We start from the raw sequence: 20,647 nt of genomic DNA, 5'->3' as shown, positions 1-20,647 counted from the left end.
CGCATAGCCGCATGCCATGCAGGGGCACGCGGTGCGTCAACGCGTGCGTGCCGTTTGCGGCAAACTTGGCGCCTGCCTTTCCGCATCGCCGCCGAGCCGCCGCCATGATCCAGCAAGACCCCAGCGCCCTGTACGCCGACCACCTGCGCACGCTGGCGCAACGCGCCGACACGGCGCTGGCGCGCGGCGGCTTCGACCATCTGCTCGTGCCCAGCGGCAGCCTGCACTACCAGCTGTTCGACGATCGCGACTATCCGTACGCGGTGAACCCGCAGTTCAAGGCGTGGCTGCCACTGACCAAGGTGCCGAACAGCTGGCTGGTCTACACCCCGAGGCGCCGCCCGCAGCTGATCTTCCACCAGCCGCGCGACTACTGGCACGTGGTGCCGGCCGCACCGAACGGCTGGTGGGTCGAGCATTGCGACATCCACGTCATCCGCAGCCCGGAAGAGGCGCTGGCGCTGCTGCCGGGACCGGCCGCGCGCTGCGCGATCCTCGGCGAAGCGCAGAGCGCGCTGGGCGACTACGTACCGAACAATCCCGAAGCGGTGGTCCAGTACCTGGAGTACCACCGCGCCTACAAGACCGCCTACGAACTGGTGCTCATGCGCCAGGCGCAGCAGCTGGCGGTACGCGGCCACCGCGCCGCCGAAGCCGCGTTCCGCGACGGCCGCAGCGAGTTCGAGATCCACATGGCGTATTGCAGCGCGGTGGGCCAGGACGCCAACGAGCTGCCGTACGGGAACATCGTGGCGCTGAACGAACACGGCGCGGTGTTGCACTACACCGAACTGGAGCGGCAGGCGCCGGCGCAGCGGCGCAGCTTCCTGATCGACGCCGGCGCCTCCGCGCACGGCTACGCCAGCGACATCACCCGCAGCTACGCCGCCGACACCGGCAGCGAGTTCCAGGCGCTGATCGACGCGGTCGACACCGCGCAGATCCGCATGGGCCAGGGCGTGCGCGCTGGCGTGGACTACAAGCAGTTGCACCTCGACGCGCACCTGGCGCTGATGGGCGTGCTCAAGGACTTCGGCGTGATCACCGTGTCGCCGGAAACCGCGCTGGCCACCGGCGTCAGCGCCGCGTTCTTCCCGCACGGCCTCGGCCATCCGATCGGCCTGCAGGTGCACGACGTGGCCGGCTTCGCCGCCAGCGACCGCGGCGGCCGCATCGAACGCCCCGCCGGCCATCCCTACCTGCGCATGACCCGCGTGCTCGAACCGGGCATGGTGGTGACGATCGAACCGGGCGTGTACTTCATCGACATGCTGCTGGACGAGGTCAAGCAGAACGGCCATGCCGCCAGCGTGGACTGGAACCGGGTCGAGCAGTTCAAGCCCTACGGCGGCATCCGCATCGAAGATGAGGTGGCCTGCACCGAAGGCGATCCGGAGAACCTGACGCGGCCGGCGTTCGCTTTGGCGGCCTGACGGCCGCCGGGAATGGGGAATCGAGAATCGGGAATGGGAAAAATCGCAACAGCAAAAGCTTAAAAGCGATCACCTGAGGCCTCGTTTGCGACCGCCTATCTGACACGCGGCCTTCCGCTTTTCCCATTCTCCATTTCCGACTCCCCATTCCCAGCCGTTTCCGCTTGCGACAGTCCATATCACGCGCGACCTGCCGCTTTACCCATTCCCGATTCCCGATTCCCGTTTCCCAGCCATCAAGGCCTCGATTTCCTCGGCGCTGCGCGCCAGCGCGGCGGTCAGCACGCGGTGGCCATCGTCGGTGATCAGCACGTCGTCTTCGGTGCGGATGCCGATGCCGCGCCAGCGCGGCTCCACCTGCTTGTCGTCGGCGGCGATGTACAGCCCCGGTTCGATGGTGAAGACCATGCCCGGCTCGAGCAGGCGCGAGGCGCCGGCCAGCTTGTAGTCGCCGACGTCGTGCACGTCCAGGCCGAGCCAGTGCCCGGTCTTGTGCCGGTAGAAACGCCGGTAGTCGCCATCGGCCAGGTTCTGCTCCAGCGTGCCCTTGAGCAGGCCCAGCCGCAGCAGGCCTTCGGTGAGGGTCTGCACCGCCGCCAGGTGCCCGGCCTCGTAGGCCACGCCCGGCCGCGCCTGCGCCAGCGCCGCCGCATGCGCGGCGCCGACCAGATCGTGCAGCGCGCGCTGCTCGGCGCTGAAGCGGCCGCTCACCGGGAAGGTGCGGGTGATGTCGGCGGCGTAGCCGCGGTACTCGGCGCCGGCGTCGACCAGCACCAACTCGCCGTCGCGCAGGCGCGCGGCGTTGGCGCGGTAATGCAGCACGCAGGCGTTGGCGCCACTGCCGACGATGCTGCCGTAGGCCGGCCAGGCGTCGCCGGCGCGGAACTCGCGCTCGATCTCGGCCTGCAACTGGTATTCGTGGATGCCCGGCCGCGCCAGCCGCATCGCCGCGCGATGCGCAGCCACGCTGAGGTCGGCGGCGACCTGCATCAGCGCGATCTCGTCGCGCGACTTGAACAGGCGCTGCTCGTGCAGCAGGTGGCCCAGTTCCAGGAACTCGTGCGGCGGCTGCGCGCCATGCCGCACCTGCTCGCGCACCCGATTGACCCAGCCGATCAGCTTGAGGTCGAAATCGACGTCGCGGCCGAAGTGGTAGTACACCCGCGAGCGTCCTTCCAGCAGGCCCGGCAGGATCTCGTCGAGGTCCTCGATCGGGTACGCATCGTCCATGCCGTAGCGTTCCACCGCGCCTTCCTGGCCTTCGCGCGGACCGTCCCACGCCTCGCGCTCGGGATCGCGTTCGCGGCAGAACAGCAGCGCCTCGCCGTGCTTGCGCCCCGGCACCAGCACCAGCACCGCCTCCGGCTCGGGGAAACCGCACAGATACCAGAAGTCCGAATCCTGCCGGTACGGGTAATGGGTGTCGTGGCTGCGCACCCGCTCCGGTGCGCTCGGCAGCACCAGGATGGCGTGGTCGCCGGCCATGTCCATCAAGTGTTTGCGCCGACGCGCGTATTCGCCCGCGCCGATGCCGGTGAGTCGTTTCATCGCTCAGTTCAGGCGTTGCCGATGGCGCGGGCCGAGCACGCAGTCGCTGTGCAGCAGCAGCGCGGCCACGCGCACGAATTCCTCGATCTCGGCCAGCGCGTCCTCGTCCTCGTCGGCGCTGTCGAAATCGTCGGTGCTGGCCTGGGCCAGCCGCGCCAGATCCTGCAGCGATTCTTCGCCTTCTTCCGACAACGGCGGCTTGGCCCCGGCGGCCAGGCCGAAACCGCCGAGAAAGCCGCGGCACCAGTCGAACAGGGCGTCGGCGCGCTCGGACAGCGGCGCGCCGGCATCGGCCAGGACCAGGTCGAAGGCAAAATCGCGGTCCTCCAGCTGCGCGGCAGTGGCCTCGCGCAAGCGGTCCAGCACGTCGCCGCGGCGCGGCGTGGCGATGCCGGCATCGGCCAGCACCGCGGCCGGCCACGCCGCCAGGTCGGCGCCGCCGCCGGCCAGCCAGCCGCACAACGCACCGTGGAGTTCGGCCGCCGACGCGGCCAGGCCCAGCTGCTGGCTGGCTTGGGTGACGTCGTCGGCGCTAGGAAGTTCGATCATGGACGCAAGGCCTGTTGTGCGCTGGCCACCGAGAGTCGGGGCCAGCGGCGGAGCGGGACTGCGCAGTGTAGCAATCCGCATGTGTCGCGCTGCTTGTTAAGGCTTCCGGCGGGCGCCTACACTCCACCACCCCCTTTCCTGACCAAAGCCCCCTTCCCGCCATGTCGATCGAGCACGTCGCTGCGGGAATTGCCGGATATGCCGGAACGGACTGGCGCTGGGGCTGGGCCGCCGCCGCGGCGATCCTGGCGGTGGCCGCGGTGGTTTCCGCGCTGCAGGCGCTGCACTGGCGGCGGCGCATGCAGCAACAGCAGAAACGCCAGCAGCAGCTGCAGCAGCGCGACCGCCACCTGAAGCTGGCGCTGTGGGCCTCCGGCGAGCACTTCTGGGACTACGACCTGCAGCAACGCAAGCTGCGCCGCATGCGCGCCGACGAAGCGGCGCCGCACGCGCAGGAGATCACCATGGTGATCCGCGAGGACGATCCGCTGCGCATCCACCCCGACGACGTGCCGCAGGCCGAGCGCGCGCTGCGCGAACACCTGCAGGGCCTGACACCGGTCTACGTGGCCGAGTACCGAGTGGACCTGGCCGGCGACGGCGTGTGGCTGTGGGCGCGGGTGCGCGGCCGTGTGGTCGACTACGACGCCGCCGGCAAGCCGCGCCGGCTCGCCGGCACCGCGCGCGACATCACCTCGCATCGCCAGGCCGACCTGGAACGGCGCATCGCCAGCGAAGTGCTGCGCAGCATGAGCGAGGCGGTCGCGGTGCTGGACGAAGACCTGCGCTTCATTTCGGTCAACCCGGCCTTCACCCGCATCACCGGCTACAGCGAACGCGAGGTGCTGGGCCAGCCGATGACCCTGCTCGACCATGCGCCCGACGTGCCCGCCGCGCCGTCGCTCGAGCACGGCCGCTCCTGGCGCGGCGATGCCTGGAAGCGGCGCAAGGACGGCCTGGAAATCCTCTGCCACGTGCGCCGCAACACGGTCGGCGACGCCGACGGCCGGCACAGCTTCCACGTGGTGGTGCTGGAAGACATCACCGACCAGAAGCGCGCCGAGCAGGAACTGCGCTACCTGGCCAACTACGACACGCTGACCAGCCTGCCCAACCGCGCGCTGCTGTCCGAGCGGCTGGCGCGCTCGATCGTGCGTGCGCGGCGCCAGGGCAGTTCGGTGGCGGTGCTGTTCCTGGACCTGGACCGGTTCAAGGACATCAACGATTCGCTCGGCCACGCGGTCGGCGACCGGGTGCTGCGCGCGGTCGCCGAACGCCTGCAGCAGGCGGTGGGCCCGCAGCACACGGTCGCGCGTCTGGCCGGCGACGAATTCACCGTGGTGGTGGAGGACATCGCCGATCAGGCCGAGGCCGAAGCCGTCGCCACGCGCGTGCTGGCCGCGTTCGATGCGCCGTTGCAGTTGGAGGACCGCCGCGAAGTGGCGATCTCCTCGTCGATCGGCATCTCGCTGTTCCCGCAGCACGCATTGCTGCCCAGCGAACTGCTCAAGCACGCCGACACCGCGATGTACCAGGCCAAGGCGGCCGGGCGCCGCAACGTGCAGGTCTATTCGGCGCGCATGGACGAGGCCACCCGCCACCGCGCCACGCTGGCCAGCAGCCTGCGCAAGATCCCGTTCGACCAGGAGCTGAAGCTGGTCTACCAGCCGCGCTATTCGCTGCGCGAGCAGCGCGTGGTCGGCGTGGAAGCGCTGCTGCGCTGGCACAGCGCCGATTTCGGCACGGTCTCGCCGAGCCAGTTCATCCCCCTGGCCGAGGAAACCGGGCTGATCCTGGAGATCGGCGAATGGGTGCTGCGCCAGGCCTGCAGCACGCTGCGCGACTGGCGCCAGCTGGGCCTGACCGACCTGTGCATGTCGGTCAACGTCTCGGCGATCCAGCTCGAGCGCGGCGACCTGCCGGCGTTGATGGCGCGGATCCTGGCCGAGACCGGGGTCCCGGCCGCCAACGTCGAGCTGGAACTGACCGAAAGCGTGGTGATGTCGCAGGTCGGCAAGAACGCCGCCACCCTGCATGCCTGCCGCGCCCTGGGCCTGGCCCTGGCGATCGACGACTTCGGCACCGGCTATTCGTCGCTGGCCTACCTGAAGCGCTTGCCGATCAACACCTTGAAGATCGACCAGGAATTCATCGGCGACCTGACCCGCGATCCGGACGACGAGGCGATCACCAGCACCATCATCGCGATGGGCCACTCGCTGACCCTGAAAGTGGTCGCCGAAGGCGTGGAGTTGCCCGGCCAGCTGGCGTTCCTGCGCCAGCACGGCTGCGACGAGATCCAGGGCCATCTGGTCGCGCCGGCACTGGAACCGGACGCCTGCCTGCAGTTGCTGCGGCAGCCGCTGCTGCTGCCCGCCTGAGCGGCGGCCGTCGCGCCCTCCGCTGGCGTCTTGACCGCCGCTCGGACGCATGCCTATCGTGGGCGCCATGGACAGCCCCGACGCCCTCGCCCAGCTTCGCACCCTCGCCACACGCGTGGAGACGCTGGTCGAGCGTTGCCAGCGCCTCACCGACGAGAACCGCAGCCTGCGCCAGCAGCAGGAGCAGTTGATCGGCGAGCGCTCGCAGTTGCTGACCAAGAACGAGCAGGCGCGCTCGCGGGTCGAGGCGATGATCACCCGGCTCAAGTCGCTGGAGCAGCACACGTGAGCGAACCGGTCAGCGTCCGCATCCTGGACCGCGAATACACCGTCGGCGTCGAGGCCGAAGAACGCGACAGCCTGCTCGCCGCCGCGCGCCTGCTCGACGCGAAGATGCGCGAGGTGCGCGGCAGCAACCGCATGGCCGCGGTGGACCGGGTCGCGGTGCTGGCCGCGCTGAACCTGGCGCACGAACTGCAGCAACTGCGCGACGAGCAGGCGCGGCGCGATCATGAGATGACGCGCACGCTCGCCGATCTCAATCGCCGGCTCGACGGCGTCGTCGATACGGCGCGCTGATACCCGCCTCGCATTTCGATCATCAACGTGAATTGCGCCGTACCGCGCGACCGACGAACGGACTAGCCAAGCGCGGCGACGGCGCTATACTTCGTTTGCGTTCTCTGCTGTAAACGACAGCGTGTGCAAACATTCGCCTTGTCCCTTAATTACGACCACGGGATGGCGACGGAATCGGGTGTGCAGGTCCGCCTTGTAGCGGGAAGCCCGATGGTTCCCCAGCTATCCCACTTGAACCCCGGGTTCAAGGTCGTTTCGCACGCATCGTCTACGGCGGAGAATGCAATATCCCGGAAACGGCGCCGCAAGGCGCCGTTTCCTTTTGCGCGTCCGCGTGCGCCGCGCCCGACGACGCATCGCATCGGCGCCATCGCTGGCCTCTCTGCAGCGCACAGCAGCCCCACACCGACCAGCCGCATACACAAGCCTGGGATACTGTCGCGCCCTTCCAGGAGACGCCGCATGCCCTCGTTCGCCCAGATCATCGACCGCTTCGACCCGAACGCCGGGTTCGACGTGCCTGCCAGCTGGTTGCAGGGACGCACCGCCTTCGGTGGCCTGTCCGCGGCGCTGGCGCTGCAGACCGCGCTGCGCGCCGCGCCATCCGCGCTGCCGCCGCTGAAGTCGGCGCATATCTGGTTCGTCGGCCCCACCGACGCCACCTTGCGCTTCCAAGCGCAGCTGCTGCGCCAGGGCAAGTCCGCCACCTCGATCGCGGTCGATTGCCTGGCCGGCACGCAGCTCGCGCTGCGCGCGGCGCTGCTGTTCGCGCAGCCGCGCCCCAGCCGCATCGCCCACGACTTCATGCCTGCACGGCCCGCGGTGTGCAGGCCCGATGCCGCAGCGCCGATCGCCGCCAGTGCGATCACTCCGGCGTTCGTGGGCAACTTCGAGATGCGCCTGGCCGGTGGCGCACTGCCGGTGTCCGGCGCCGCCAGCCCGGAACTGATGGTCTGGGTGCGCCATCTTGATAGCGCGGGCGTGGATCCGAGCCTGGCCCTGGTCGCGCTCGGCGACAGCCTGCCGCCGGCGGCGATGGCCTGCTTCACCGAACCGGCGCCAGTCAGCTCGATGACCTGGACCCTGGATTTCCCGCAGCCGGCCGCAGCCGGCGACTGGTTCCTGCTGCGCTCGGCCAGCCAGCACGCCGCCGACGGCTACTCGCTGCAGGACATGCAGATCTGGAACGAAGCCGGGCAACTGGTGCTGTCGGGCCGGCAGACGGTGGCGATCTACGCGTGACGCCGCTTCGGCGGCAACGCCCTAGCCAGTCCACGCGCCGGCACCGACAATAGCGCCGTCCCTTCCCGCGCCTGGCCGATGACTTCCGACGACCGCGACCTCCTGCGCCAGCAACTGCGCGCGCGCCGCCGCGCGCTCCCCGCAGCCGCGCGCCTGGCCGCCGCCGACGCGCTGGCGCAGCGCTTGCTGGACTTGCCGTTCGCGCCGCAGCACGGCCACGTCGCCGGCTATTGGGCGATGGACGGGGAGATCGCGCTGCACCGCTGGCAATTGAGCCTGCCGGCCAGCGTGCAGTACTGCCTGCCGGTGCTCAGCGGCAAGACCCTGCGTTTCGCGCCGTGGCGCCCGGGGCAGCCGCTGACCGCCAACCGCTACGGCATTCCCGAACCCGACGTCGCCGCCGAGGCGACGCTGGCGCCGGAGCAGATGGCGCTGGTGGTGGCGCCGCTGGTCGGCTTCGACGCCGGCGGCGGACGCCTGGGCATGGGGGGCGGCTGGTATGATCGCAGCTTCGCATTTCGCCAGCGGCAAGCGCCTCCGCCCTGGCTGGTCGGCGCCGCGTTCGCCGTGCAGCAGGTCGGCGCGCTGTCCGTCGCCGCCTGGGACGTGGCGCTGGATGCGGTCTGCACCGACTCCCTCACCCTCCTGACCGCGACCGATCTCCCCGCATGACCGCACGCAAGCGCTACTGGCTGATGAAGTCCGAACCGGACGCCTTCTCGATCGACGACCTGCAGCGGGTCGGCAGCGAACCCTGGAACGGGGTGCGCAACTACCAGGCGCGCAACTTCATGCGCGACGGCATGAAGCTCGGCGACGGCATCCTGTTCTATCACTCCAACTGCAAGGTGCCCGGCATCGTCGGCACGGCCACGGTGGCCAGCGCAGCATATCCGGACGTGACCCAGTTCGACCCCACCTCCGACTACCACGACCCCAAGGCCACCCGCGAACAGCCGCGCTGGTATCTGGTGGACGTCGCCTTCGAGCGCAAGCTCGCGCGCACCATCGCGCTGGACGAGATCAAGCAGCACGCCGATGCGCTCGGCGAAGGCTTCCCGCTGACCGCGCGCGGCAACCGCCTGTCGGTGTTCCCGGTCAGCGCCGCGCAGTGGAAGCTGCTGTTGGCGCTTGAGTAGTCGGGATTGGGGATTGGGCATTGGGGATTCGTCTCCTGCCCTGCCCGCCCTGTTTTTCACGAACCTCCAATCCCGAATCCCGAATCCCGAGCCCTTACCAATGTCCGAAAGCAAGCGCCTGGCCGCCGAAAAAGCCATCGAATACGTCGAAGACGGCATGATCGTCGGCGTCGGCACCGGCTCCACCGTGGCCTACTTCATCGACGCGCTGGGCCGCATCGGCCATCGCATCAAGGGTGCGGTGTCCAGCTCCGAGCAGAGCAGCGCGCGCCTGCGCCAGCACGGCATCGAGGTGCTGGAACTGAACCACACCGGCAACCTGTCGCTGTACGTGGACGGCGCCGACGAGTGCGATCCGAACCGCTGCCTGATCAAGGGCGGCGGCGCCGCGCTGACCCGCGAGAAGATCATCGCCGAGGCCAGCGAGCGCTTCGTCTGCATCATCGACCCGAGCAAGCAGGTGCAGACGCTGGGCGCCTTCCCGCTGCCGATCGAGGTGATCCCGATGGCGCGCAGCCTGGTCGCGCGCGAGATCCTGGCGCGCACCGGCGGCCAGCCGGTCTGGCGCGACGGCGTGGTCACCGACAACGGCAACGTGGTGCTCGACGTACACAACCTCGGCATCACCGATCCGGTGGCGCTGGAGCGCGAACTGAACCAGATCCCCGGCGTGGTCTGCGTCGGCCTGTTCGCGCGCCGCCCGGCCGACGTGGTGATCGTCGGTGGCGAGCCGCCGCGCGTCCTGTAGGACGCGCGGGGATTCGGGATTGGGGGATTGGGATTCGCAAAAGCCGAAAGCACCTCCGGCCGCAGCTCCCCGCTCTTACGAATCCCCAATCCCCAATCCCCAATCCCCAATCCCGGCTCTATTGACTCGCCACCCACCATGCAACAAGGTGCGCGCTGATCCCACCTTCCCCGGCACCGCCATGTCCCTGTTCCGCGCCCTGTTCGTCCTCGTCCTGCTGACCCTCAGCGGCTGCGCCAGCGCCGGCAGCCATTGGGTGGAACTGGCCGGGCACCGCTACCAGGTCGAGCTGGCCCAGGACGATGCGACCCGCGCGCGCGGGCTGATGTTCCGCGACCAGATGGACGCCGACCACGGCATGCTGTTCATCCACGACCGCGAGGAACCGCAGGCGTACTGGATGAAGAACACCAAGATCGCGCTGGACATCCTGTACTTCGACACCCAGCGCAAGCTGGTGGCGCAGCAGCGCGACGTGCCGCCGTGCTCGGCAGGCAACGCCTGCCCGCCGTATCCCAGCAACGCACCGGCGCGCTACGTGCTGGAACTCAACGCCGGCCAGGCCGCGCAACTCAAGCTGCAGGACGGCGCCGAACTGAGCTTCGGCCCGGGCATCCCCAAGGCCCGCTGAGCCGCGCCGGCGTCGGGAAAAGCGCCGCCGCTGTGGCGCTGAACCCGACACCGCTGTCGGGAACCCCCGGACTTGATCGCGTCGCACTTTGCGGCCAGTCTTGGGCCATGGTCGACCGACTGACATTGCCGAGCTGGAACACCCTGGCCGCGCTGGACGACGATGCGCTGCCGCTGCTGGCCACCGCGCTGCTGATCGCCCGCGACGAGTATCCGGAACTGGATGCCGAGCACTACGACACGCTGGCGCAGAACCACGCCGAGCACCTGCGCCACGAAGTGGCGATGATCGAGCCGTGGCCGCTGAAGATGGCCGCGATCAACCGCCACCTGTTCGAAGAACTCGGCTACAGCGGCAACCACGACGAGTACTACGACCCGCGCAACAGCTACATGAACGAGGTCTTCGAGCGCCGCCTCGGCAATCCGATCTCGCTGGCGCTGGTGCAGATGGAAGTGGCGCGGCGGCTGGACATCCCGCTCGACGGCGTGTCCTTCCCCGGGCACTTCCTGGTGCGCCTGCCGGTGGACGACGGCCTGCTGGTGATGGACCCGTTCAACGGCGGCCGCCCGCTGGCGGTGGAAGAACTGCGCGAACGCGCGCGTCCGCACCTGGGCGGCGAGACCCCGGACGATCGCGCGCTGCTGCAGATCCTGGACCCGGCGCCGCACCGCGCGATCCTGACCCGGGTGCTGCGCAACCTGCACGGCGTCTACGCCGAACGCGACGAATGGGACCGCGCCGCACGCAGCGCCGACCGCGTGCTCAAACTGATGCCCGACCAGCCCGAAGCCCTGCGCGACCGCGGCCTGGCCTACCTGCAGATGGACTACGTCCCCGGCGCGCGCCGCGACCTGGGCCGCTACCTGCAACTGAACCCGGAAGCCAACGACGTGCTGCCGATCCGCGAACGCCTGGTGGAACTGAGCGCGCGCGCGCAGCGGATGCATTGAGGGCCGGGATTGGGGATTTGGGATTCGCAAAAGCCGGTTCGGCGGTGGCTGCGGATTCGCCGCGTCCTGTGGGACGGTTCAACTCCGACCTGCTTTATCGGCATGCGCCGGAACTAAAGCCACTCCTACAGGCCGAAGCAATCACCGGATAACCGCCAAGGCCGCTTTTGCGAATCCCCAATCCCGACTCCCCAATCCCGGCCTTCAGTCCATCTCCACCATCTCGAAATCGTCCTTGGTCACGCCGCAGTCCGGGCAGGTCCAGGTGTCGGGGACGTCTTCCCAGCGGGTGCCGGGGGCGATGCCCTCTTCCGGCAGGCCGTCGATTTCCTTGTAGATGAAGCCGCAGACGACGCACATCCAGGCGCGGTAGGTGGTGGCAGTGGCATCGCTCATTGGATAATCGCGGGTCTACGGGCCGAACGGAGGGGCATTGTCCCACCCTCGCCCGCGCACCGGAAGGCTCCTCCATGAATGCATCACCGCCGCCCCGCGGCGTCTACCTGATCACGCCCGACGAGGCCGACGGCGCACGCCTGCTGGCGCGCGTGGCGCCGCTGCTCGGCTACGGCCCGACCTGGCTGCAGTACCGCAACAAGCGCGCCAACGCGGCGCAGCGCCTGGCCCAGGCGACGGCGCTGCAGGCACTGTGCGCGCAGGCCGGGGTGCCGCTGATCGTCAACGACGATGTAGCCCTGGCGCAGGCGGTCGGCGCCGCCGGCGTGCACTTGGGCGAAGACGACGGCGACCTGGCTACCGCACGCGCAGCGCTTGGTGCCGACGCACTGATCGGCGCCTCGTGCTACGACGACCTCGCCCTGGCCCGCGCCGCCGCTGCGACCGGCGCCAGCTATGTCGCCTTCGGCGCGTTCTTTCCCACCCGCAGCAAAGTGACCACGCGCCGCGCCGACCCCGGCCTGCTGCGCGATGCCGCGGCGTTGGGATTGCCGCGGGTAGCGATCGGCGGGGTGAGCCCCGACAACGGCCGCGCCCTGGTCGCCGCCGGCGCCGACCTGCTGGCGGTGATCAGCGGCGTGTTCGACGCAGAGGATCCGCGCGCAGCCCTGGCTGCGTACCGCGCCTGCTTCGACTGAGCCGCGGCTGTTCCTTCTCCCATCGGGAGAAGGTGCCCCGCAGGGCCGGATGAGGGTACGGGCGCAGCCTCGTGCCCCAAACTCCGCGAGACGCTTCGCGCCGGACCCTCACCCCAACCCCTCTCCCGGTGGGAGAGGGGCTTAGGCCGTTCCTTCTCCCATCGGGAGAAGGTGCCCCGCAGGGGCGGATGAGGGTACGGGCGAAGCCTCGTGCGCCAAACTCCGCGAGACGCTTCGCGCCTTACCCTCACCCCAACCCCTCTCCCGGTGGGAGAGGGGCTTTGACTCTTCCCTTCTCCCATCGGGAGAAGGTGGCCCGCAGGGCCGGATGAGGGTACGGGCGAAGCCTCGTGCATCCAACTCGGTGAGGCGCTTGGCGCACGTACCCTCCCCCCAACCCCTCTCCCGGGGGGAGAGGGGCTTTAGAACCATGCGCGCTCAGAAGTCGTAGCTCAGCGTCACCCGGGCCGAGCGCGGCGCTTGGTAGGCCACCGCCTGGTTCCATAGCGGATTGACTTCGCCCGGGTTCAATTCGGAGAACGGATAGACGTTGGTCACCGTCTGCCGGTTGGTGACGTTGAACACGTCCAGGCTCAGCGCCAGTTTGCCTTCGGCGAACTTCGGCTTGTAGGTCAGGCCCAGGTCGAGCTGCGCCACCCAGCTCAGGTTGCCGTGCGATCCCGGCGGCGACGCTTCGCCGGTGCCGGTGGCCGGGTTGTAGCAGAAGTGGTACGGGCCGCCGGTGATACTGGGATTGGCGTAGCCCGCCGGGTCGCGGTCGCCGGCGTCGTAGTTGCTGCCGTAGTAATAGCCCAGGCACGGCCGTGGCGCGCCGGAAATCAGGCTCAGGTTCGCGGAGGTGCCCCACTCCTCGCTCAGCTGATAGAAGCCGTACGCCTTCAGCTGATGGCGGCGGTCGTTGGACTGGTTGCCGTTGAAGTTCTCCATCAGCGCCGCGTGGTCCCAGCTCTGCGTGGTCGAGGTCGCCGCCTGGCCCCGGTAGCTGCCCAGCGCGCCGCCGGTGCGCCACAGGTCCGAACGCAACTGGCCTTCGGTGGTGCCGTAGCTGTGCGACCACACGTAGCTGATCTTGGTATACCAGTGGCCGTCGAACGGACGCTCCAGATTGAATTCAAGCGCCGAATAGCGGCGCTTGAATTCGGGGTAGCCGCCCTGCTCGCGGGTCACGGTCAACGCGTGCACCTGGCCGTCGGTACCGACCACTCGATAGGTATTGGTCTTGCCCGGATTGACCAGCGCCGCGCTGGCGTTCTTGGTCCAGTCGATGTCCACGCCCGCCGCGGCCGCCGCCGCCACCAGGCCTGCGTTGGAGTTGTCGAGGTTGGTGTCATCGATGCCGTCGTTGAGCCGGCGGTGGGTGCCGCGCACGCCGAACACCCAGTCGTTCGGCAACACCGTGGTGAAGCCGAGGATGAGCTCGTCCTGGTTCTCGCCCTTGATGTCCTCGACCACGGCGGTGCGCACGTCGGCGAGCCGGCCGAAGCGCGAGTTGGCCGACACCGGCGGCGCCAGCTGGGTGGCCAGGATCGGCGTGCCGTCGGCGTTGATGCCGCTGTAGGTGTAGTAGGTGCTGGTGGACACCGCGGGGGTGAACAGGCCGGCCGGCGACAGCGGCAGGCCGAGGTAGTAGCGGCCGATGTTGCCGTACACCTTCAGGCTGGAATCGCCGTGGACGTCCCAGCTGAAGCCCAGCCGCGGCGCCCACTGGTTCTTCAGCTCGATGTAGGCCTGGCCGAACGGGGTGTAGTTGGTGAAGCTGTCGTTGCGCACGCCGAGCGAGAGCATCAATCTGTCGGTGGCCTGCCAATGGTCTTCGACGTAGTACGCGGTCTGCTTGGCGTCGTAGGAATACAGGTTGGTGGCGATGTCCTTGGTGACGTAGTAGCCGGTGCTGCCGTAGGTGGGATCAGCCAAGCCGGGGCTCGGCACGCCGATACTGCCGTCCTCGGCCACCGAGGTGCTGACCTTGCCGCCGCTGTTCAGGCCGTACGGCTCCGTCGTGTATCCATAAGTCCAACCATAGCCGGGGCCGGAACTGTACGTGCCGATGTTGATCGCCTCGCTCTTCTGGTTGTCGATGCCGGCGTCGATGCTGTGCGCGCCGAGCCGCCAGTTGAGGTTGAGGCGGAGGTTGTCCTTCTTGTACTCGCGGTCCGGATCGGTGATCGAAACGACGCGCTGCTCGTTGCTGATCGGCGTTGCGCCGACGTACGCAGGGTTCTGGTTGTCGACGCTGTTGAGGAATGGGCCGTTGCCGGCGTCGTAGCCGATCGCGGTGAGCTTGTCGGGCAGGCGCTCCTTGCCGTACAGCGCGGTCAAGGTGAAGTTGTCGCCGAAATAACCGGTGTACTTGCCCAGGAACAGGGTCGGGCCGAACTCGTTCTTCGCTTCGCGGCCAACATAGCTGCCGACCTCGCGATTGACGTAGTCGTAGCCGTAGATGGTGCCGTTGGTGCGCGCCTTGTCTTGCGCGCCGGTGAATTCGAGCAGGTGGTTGTCGCTGATCTGCCAGTCGATCTTGGCGTAGGCGCGGGTCTGCTTGTAGTCGTAGCGGGTCCACGGCGAACCGGAGATGCCGCCGGAGGTAACGCGCGCGTCGGCGACGCGGGTGCCGCTGGAATCGACCTGCTCCAGCGCCAGGAAAAAGAACAGCCGGTCCGGCACCAGCGGGCCGCCGAGGTAGGCGCTGTAGGTGGTCTGGTCGGCGGTGGTTTCGCTCAGCGGCATGTAGTTGCCGGCGGTGTATTTGGTATTGCTCGGACTCGGATCCCAGTACACGCTGTCCTTGCGGAAATACAGGTCGCTCTGCCGGGCGCTGAGGCTGTCCGGCTGCCAGATCACCGCCGCGCCGAAGTGCCAGTCGTTGCTGCCGCGTTTGCCGACCTGGCTGATCACGCCGCCGTTGGAACGACCGTATTGCGCGCCGTAGCCGCCGGTGAAGATTTCCTGCTGGTCGATCGCGCCGTACGGCAGGGTCAGTCCGCCCAGGCTGCTGGCCGGGTCGGTGGTGTTGAAGCCGTTGAGGTAATAGGCGTTCTCGCTCGCCGCCGAGCCGCCGAAGCTGGCCAGCGAACCGCCGAGCGGGCCGTTGTCGTAGCCGCCGCTGTTGGCGACCACGCCCGGCGCCAGCAAGGCGATGGCCTCGGCGCTGCGGCCCAGCGGCAGCACCGCCAGTTGCTCGGCGGTGATCACGGTGCGGCTGTCGACGCTGGCCACGTCGATCCTGGCCACGTTGCCGGCCACCACGTTCACCGCATCCAGCGTCTGCGCTGGGCCGCCGAAGCCGACTTCGGTGCCGGCGCCGACCACCAGGCTGATGTTCTCGCGCGTCTCCACCACCTGGCCGTCGCGCTTGAGCGTGACCGTGTAGGTGCCCAGCGGCAGATTGCCCTGCGCGTAGCGGCCGCGTTCGTCCACCTTGACCTCGCGGCTGAAGCCGCTGGTGTTGGTGATCAGCACGCTGCTCTCGCCGGCGCCGGGCGGCACGCTGCCGACGATGCTGCCGGTGGTGGACTGCGCATAGCCATTGCCGGCGGCAAGCGCCAACGCGAGCGCCAAGGCGCTCTTGCGGATCGTACGGTGCATGCTCTCTCCCCAAAGATGAAGATCGTTGGCAACCCAACGAAAAATGCAGGTGCGACGCCAATGGCCGATGGCGCGCCCCGCGAACCCTGTGCAAACTCCGCCCACCGCACGGCCACTCGCTGTCGGCGATCGGGCCGTGCGCCCCTGGACGTTCCGATACTAGGCAGCGGATCACACGGCGGAGCCGGTCGCGGCGGGTAGGTGCGCGGCGGGCGGGTAGGTACGCGGCCCAAGCCCGGGCGACATGGCACGTGCAGGCGGCAGCCGCGACAATAGGCGGCATCGCTCCACGCCCGGCCCACCGGCCCGGCCAGCCCGCCAAGGATTCCGACCCATGCACCATGCCCGCTCGCACGCCCTCTTCGCCCAGGCGCAATCGCTGATCCCCGGCGGCGTCAACTCGCCGGTCCGCGCCTTCAAGTCGGTGGGCGGCGAACCGTTCTTCGTGCAGCGCGCCGACGGCCCCTACCTGTACGACGTGGACGGCAACCGCTACATCGACTACGTCGGCTCGTGGGGCCCGATGATCGCCGGGCACAACCACCCGGCGGTGCGCGAGGCGGTGCAGCGCGCGATCGGCGACGGCCTGTCGTTCGGCGCGCCGTGCCCGGCCGAGGTGACGATGGCCGAAACCATCACCCGCCTGGTGCCCTCGTGCGAGATGGTGCGCATGGTCAACTCCGGTACCGAGGCCACCCTGTCGGCGGTGCGCCTGGCGCGCGGCGCCACCGGGCGCAGCCGCATCGTCAAGTTCGAAGGCTGCTACCACGGCCACGGCGACTCGTTCCTGGTCAAGGCCGGCAGCGGCATGCTGACCCTGGGCGTGCCGACCTCGCCGGGCGTGCCGGCGGGCCTGAGCGAACTCACCGCCACGCTGAGCTACAACGACTTCGAAGGGGCTACCGCCCTGTTCGACGAGATCGGCAGCGAGATCGCCGCGGTCATCATCGAGCCGGTGGTCGGCAACGCCAATTGCATCCCGCCGCGCGAAGGCTACCTGCAGCACCTGCGTGCGCTGTGCACGCGGCACGGCGCGCTGCTCATCTTCGACGAGGTGATGACCGGCTTCCGTGTCGCCCCGGGCGGCGCCCAGGCACACTACGGCGTGGTGCCGGACCTGACCACCTTCGGCAAGATCATCGGCGGCGGCATGCCGGTCGGCGCCTACGGCGGCCGCGCCGAGCTGATGCGGCAGATCGCCCCGTCCGGGCCGATCTACCAGGCCGGCACGCTCAGCGGCAATCCGGTGGCGATGGCGGCCGGCCTGGCGATGCTGGAGCTGGTGCAGGCGCCGGGCTTCCACCAGCGCCTGGATGCGGCCACCGCCGCGCTGTGCGCCGGGCTGGAACAGGCCGCCGCCGGCGCCGGCGTGGCGGTCACCACCAATCGGGTCGGGGCGATGTTCGGACTGTTCTTCACCTCACAGAAAGTCGAAACCTACGCCCAGGCCACCGCCTGCGACACCGCCGCGTTCAACCGCTTCTTCCACGCCATGCTGGAGCGCGGCGTGTTCCTGGCGCCGTCGGCGTACGAGGCCGGCTTCCTGTCCAGCGCGCACGACCAAGGCGTGCTGGAGGCCACGCTGGCCGCGGCGCGCGAGGCATTTGGCGTGGTCGCCGCCGGCTGAACGGAAACTGAGCAGCCGGTCGCGACTTTGCTTTTGTCGCGGCCGTGTCATAAGTTCAACGTTCACGGCCAACGGACGGCATCAGGGCGGGGGCCCGTGGAATCGGCGCCGCACCCGAGCTTTCCGCGATCTGCGCGGCAAGCCGGCACGCGTCCGACTCCGTACCGTCACCCGAACCGCCAGAGGGCGCGAGGGCGACCGCTGCAGACACTCATGGCGACATGCTCAAGCCTGTCACGCTGTTGAATCCGCGTTTTCCTGCGGCCGTGCACGACAGTCCCGCCATGCCCGACTGGGTGCTGGCCGACAAACTGGCGCCGCCGCGCTCGCGCGTGGCCGCTGTGCCGCGCGAGGCCTTGCTGCAGCACCTGGACCGCGCCGCCGAGCTGCCGCTGACCCTGTTGCTGGCGCCGCCCGGCTTCGGCAAGACCACCTTGCTCGGGCAATGGCACCAGCGCCTGCGCGAGCGCGGCGAGACCGCTGTGGCGTGGCTGTCGCTGGACGAGGACGACGCCGATCCAGGGCGTTTCCTCGCCTACCTGGCGCTGGCCGCACGCGGCGCCGGGATCGACCTCGGCGCGCCCTTGCAGGCCGCGCTGCAGCAGCAAGGCCAGGACCTGGAGGTGGCGTGCACCCTGCCGGTGCTGATCCGCGCGATCCGTGCCGCGCCGCGACGCCTGCTGGTGATCCTCGACGACTACGATCGCGGCCACGCCAGCGCGCTCGACGAGGTGGTGACGCGACTGGTCGAACACGCCGGCGGCCAATTGCACCTTTTGTTGGCGACACGGCGCGCGCCGGCGCTGCCGCTGGCGCGCTGGGCGCTGCAAGGCCAGCTGGAACGCATTGGCGCGCGCGAACTCGCGCTGGACGACGCCGAGACGCTGGCACTGCTGGGACCGCAGGTGCCGGCGGCGATGGCGCGCCAGCTGCGCCGGCAGACCGAAGGCTGGGCGGTCGCGCTGCAATTGGCCGGGCTATGGCTGAGCGGCGACGAACGCCGTCGCGACGATCTGGGCCGGTTCTCCGGACGCACCGCCGAGCTGGCCGCGTATCTGGCCGAACAGGTGCTCAACGACCTGGATCCGGCCTTGCGCGCGTTGCTGCTGCAGCTCTCGCCGCTGGAACGGTTCAACGCCGCGCTCGCCGACGCGGTGCGCGAGCGCGACGACAGCGGCCGCCTGCTGGAGCGCCTGGCGCACTTCCAGGGCCTGCTGGTGGCGCTGGACGGCGAGCACGAATGGTTTCGCTTCCATCCGCTGTTCGCCGATTATCTGTCCCAGCAGTTGGAGCGCGACACGCCCGGACTGGCGCCGCAATTGCACCGGCGCGCCGCGCAATGGTTCGACGCGCACGGACAGTTGCCCGAAGCGGTGCGGCATGCGGTGCGCGGCGGCGCGATCGACAGCGCCGCCGACTGCATCGCCCGCGCCGGCACCTGGCAGTTGCTGCTGCGCCACGGCACCGCCCCCATCCGCGCGCTGCTGCGCCGCTTCCCGCGCAGCAGCATCGGCGAGCGGCCGGCGCTGAACCTGACCCAGGCCTACCTGCACATGAAGCTGGGCGAGTTCGCGCACGCGCAGACCCTGCTGGAACGCTTCCGCGATTTTCCCGAGCAGGTGCGCGCGCCATTCGAGCGCGACTACACGGTGGTGGTGGCGTTGCTGCGCGACCTGCTCGACCAGGTCTGCGCCAACCCGCGCGGACTGGCGCAGATCGCCGCGCAGGCGGCGGCGTTGGACGAGGACGACAGCCTGGGCCGCGGCACGCTGTGGTGCATCTGCGCCACCACCGCATTGGGCCGCGCCGATTTCGCCGGCGCCGAGCGCTATGCGCAACTGGCCGGCAGCGCGATGCAGGCCAGTGGCAGCGAGGTCGGCGCCAGCTATGCGCTGATCCACCTGGCGCAGAGCCACTACTACCGTGGCCAACTGGAGCGGGCCGAAGCCACCTGCCGCCAGGCGCTGGCCATCGCCCAGCGCCAGCAGCAGCTCGATCCCACCTTGCAGGCGGTGGGCCAGTGCCTGCTGGCGCAGCTGCAATGCGAGCACGGCCGCTACGACGAAGCCGCCGACTGCCTGCAACCGGCGCTGGGTTTCCTGGAGCAGCACGACGGCTGGCTGGACATCTATGCCGCCGGCTACGAGACCGCGCTGGTGCTGGCGCGACAACACGACCGCAGCGGCCGCGCCGCGCTGGACCTGCTCGACCATATCGACCGCATCGCGCACGCGCGGCACCTGGGCCGGCTCGCCGACCTGGCGCTGGCCTGGCGGCTGCACGTGCTGCTCGACCAGCCGCCGTCGCCGGCGATCGACGTGCTGGTCGCGCGCACCGGCGGCGAAGCGCGGTTCGCGCACGCGCTGGGCCAGCCGCAGGACTGGCGCTTCCTCGCCGCGCTCGGCTTCGCCCTGGCCCGCTGGCACCGCCTGGGCGGACGCACCCGCGCCGCGCTGGCGGTACTGCAAGGCGTGGAGGCGGCCTGCATGGCCGCCGACAATCAGGTGCAGCTGGCGCGGGTGCGCGCGCGCATCGCGCTGGTGCTGCACGACCGCGGCGAATCCGCCGCCGCCCTGCCCTATCTGCGCCACACGCTGCAGCACGTGGCCAGCACCCAGGCCTGGCAATGCCTGCTGGAACTGGGCGTGCCGGGCAAGGCGCTGCTGCGCATGGCGCGCCAGCAGGATCCGCAGGCCGCGCCGAACACCACGCTGGCGATGACCATCCAGGCGCTGCTGGACAAGCTGCGCCACGACCAGGACAGCGGCGCCGACCTGTTCAGCGAACGCGAACTGGAAGTGCTGGCGCTGCTGGCGCAGGGCGACGCGAACAAGCAGATCGCGCGACGCCTGGCGCTGTCGGAAAACACGGTCAAGTTCCACCTGAAGAACCTGTACCGCAAACTGGAAGCCAGCACCCGCGAAGCAGCACTGGCCAGCGCGCTGCAACGCGGCCTGCTGCAGCGCATGGCGCCGCCGGATGCCGCACTGGACTGAGTGCGATCCCGCAATCGCGAGAGTCCTCGCGATCCTGTAGGAGCGGCTTCAGCCGCGACCGGGTTTTACCGGGAAAGCCCGGTCGCGCCTGAAGCCGCTCCTACAGGGGTATCGGCGCTGA

Annotated in this window: 17 protein-coding genes and 1 other RNA gene; 14 read left to right on the top strand and 4 right to left on the bottom strand. The window is 69.4% G+C overall.

Annotated features, from left to right (window positions below; translation table 11 throughout):
- The first annotated feature begins 104 nt into the window (after positions 1-104).
- Entirely contained in the window at positions 105-1,433 is a 1,329-nt protein-coding gene (gene pepQ, locus HEP73_RS04875) for a Xaa-Pro dipeptidase (RefSeq protein WP_185822335.1), read from the top strand.
- A 198-nt stretch (positions 1,434-1,631) separates the two neighbouring features.
- On the opposite strand, the gene pepP is transcribed toward pepQ, so the two are convergent.
- Both pepP and HEP73_RS04865 read right to left on the bottom strand, forming a co-directional pair.
- Complete coding sequence (pepP, locus tag HEP73_RS04870; RefSeq protein WP_185822334.1) at positions 1,632-2,981, bottom strand: Xaa-Pro aminopeptidase; 1,350 nt, start codon at positions 2,979-2,981, stop codon at positions 1,632-1,634.
- A gap of 3 nt (positions 2,982-2,984) precedes the next feature.
- Complete coding sequence (locus tag HEP73_RS04865) at positions 2,985-3,530, bottom strand: YecA/YgfB family protein (protein ID WP_179566969.1); 546 nt, start codon at positions 3,528-3,530, stop codon at positions 2,985-2,987.
- 161 nt (positions 3,531-3,691) lie between these two features.
- Here HEP73_RS04865 and HEP73_RS04860 point away from each other — a divergent pair, with 161 nt between their 5' ends.
- The 10 genes from HEP73_RS04860 to HEP73_RS04815 all read left to right on the top strand — a co-directional run bounded on the left by HEP73_RS04860 (position 3,692) and on the right by HEP73_RS04815 (position 11,203).
- A complete protein-coding gene (locus HEP73_RS04860) occupies positions 3,692-5,911 on the top strand; it encodes a putative bifunctional diguanylate cyclase/phosphodiesterase (RefSeq protein WP_185815372.1) in 2,220 nt (739 codons plus the stop codon).
- A gap of 67 nt (positions 5,912-5,978) precedes the next feature.
- A complete protein-coding gene (locus HEP73_RS04855) occupies positions 5,979-6,200 on the top strand; it encodes a TIGR02449 family protein (RefSeq protein ID WP_053836518.1) in 222 nt (73 codons plus the stop codon).
- Positions 6,197-6,490 carry a cell division protein ZapA gene (locus HEP73_RS04850; protein ID WP_185822333.1) on the top strand — a complete coding sequence of 98 codons (294 nt, stop codon included), beginning with the start codon at positions 6,197-6,199 and terminating at the stop codon, positions 6,488-6,490. The genes HEP73_RS04855 and HEP73_RS04850 overlap by 4 nt, the downstream gene beginning before the upstream one ends.
- Before the next feature lie 98 nt (positions 6,491-6,588).
- A non-coding RNA gene (gene ssrS, locus HEP73_RS04845) (6S RNA) lies at positions 6,589-6,774 on the top strand.
- 178 nt (positions 6,775-6,952) lie between these two features.
- Complete coding sequence (locus tag HEP73_RS04840; protein ID WP_185822332.1) at positions 6,953-7,732, top strand: acyl-CoA thioesterase; 780 nt, start codon at positions 6,953-6,955, stop codon at positions 7,730-7,732.
- Positions 7,733-7,810: 78 nt separating this feature from the next.
- A complete protein-coding gene (locus HEP73_RS04835) occupies positions 7,811-8,404 on the top strand; it encodes a 5-formyltetrahydrofolate cyclo-ligase (protein ID WP_185822331.1) in 594 nt (197 codons plus the stop codon).
- Positions 8,401-8,871: an EVE domain-containing protein gene (locus HEP73_RS04830; RefSeq protein ID WP_185822330.1), complete on the top strand. Its 471-nt coding sequence runs from the start codon at positions 8,401-8,403 to the stop codon at positions 8,869-8,871. The genes HEP73_RS04835 and HEP73_RS04830 overlap by 4 nt, the downstream gene beginning before the upstream one ends.
- A gap of 100 nt (positions 8,872-8,971) precedes the next feature.
- Positions 8,972-9,619: a ribose-5-phosphate isomerase RpiA gene (gene rpiA, locus HEP73_RS04825; RefSeq protein ID WP_185822329.1), complete on the top strand. Its 648-nt coding sequence runs from the start codon at positions 8,972-8,974 to the stop codon at positions 9,617-9,619.
- 181 nt (positions 9,620-9,800) lie between these two features.
- Positions 9,801-10,250 (top strand): DUF192 domain-containing protein, encoded by a 450-nt coding sequence (locus HEP73_RS04820; RefSeq protein WP_185822328.1) that lies wholly within the window; start codon positions 9,801-9,803, stop codon positions 10,248-10,250.
- Positions 10,251-10,288: 38 nt separating this feature from the next.
- Positions 10,289-11,203: a SirB1 family protein gene (locus HEP73_RS04815; protein WP_458309675.1), complete on the top strand. Its 915-nt coding sequence runs from the start codon at positions 10,289-10,291 to the stop codon at positions 11,201-11,203.
- A 204-nt stretch (positions 11,204-11,407) separates the two neighbouring features.
- Here the strand turns inward: HEP73_RS04815 and HEP73_RS04810 are convergent, their stop codons facing one another.
- Positions 11,408-11,599, bottom strand: coding sequence for a rubredoxin (locus tag HEP73_RS04810; RefSeq protein WP_185815365.1), 192 nt, complete (start codon positions 11,597-11,599; stop codon positions 11,408-11,410).
- A gap of 74 nt (positions 11,600-11,673) precedes the next feature.
- Between HEP73_RS04810 and thiE the strand changes: the two genes are divergently transcribed.
- Positions 11,674-12,297 (top strand): thiamine phosphate synthase, encoded by a 624-nt coding sequence (gene thiE / locus HEP73_RS04805; RefSeq protein ID WP_185822327.1) that lies wholly within the window; start codon positions 11,674-11,676, stop codon positions 12,295-12,297.
- Between the two features lie 438 nt (positions 12,298-12,735).
- Here thiE and HEP73_RS04800 read toward each other — a convergent pair whose 3' ends face one another.
- On the bottom strand, positions 12,736-15,903 hold the full coding sequence (locus HEP73_RS04800; RefSeq protein WP_185822326.1) for a TonB-dependent receptor: 3,168 nt from the start codon (positions 15,901-15,903) through the stop codon (positions 12,736-12,738).
- A gap of 334 nt (positions 15,904-16,237) precedes the next feature.
- Here HEP73_RS04800 and hemL point away from each other — a divergent pair, with 334 nt between their 5' ends.
- A complete protein-coding gene (gene hemL, locus HEP73_RS04795; RefSeq protein WP_185822325.1) occupies positions 16,238-17,530 on the top strand; it encodes a glutamate-1-semialdehyde 2,1-aminomutase in 1,293 nt (430 codons plus the stop codon).
- A 221-nt stretch (positions 17,531-17,751) separates the two neighbouring features.
- Complete coding sequence (locus HEP73_RS04790; RefSeq protein ID WP_185822324.1) at positions 17,752-20,526, top strand: LuxR C-terminal-related transcriptional regulator; 2,775 nt, start codon at positions 17,752-17,754, stop codon at positions 20,524-20,526.
- The last annotated feature ends 121 nt before the right edge of the window (positions 20,527-20,647 follow it).

Origin of the sequence: Xanthomonas sp. GW (assembly GCF_014236815.1) — a bacterium.
GTDB lineage: Bacteria > Pseudomonadota > Gammaproteobacteria > Xanthomonadales > Xanthomonadaceae > Xanthomonas_A.
This window is presented reverse-complemented; position numbering and strand designations above follow the sequence as displayed.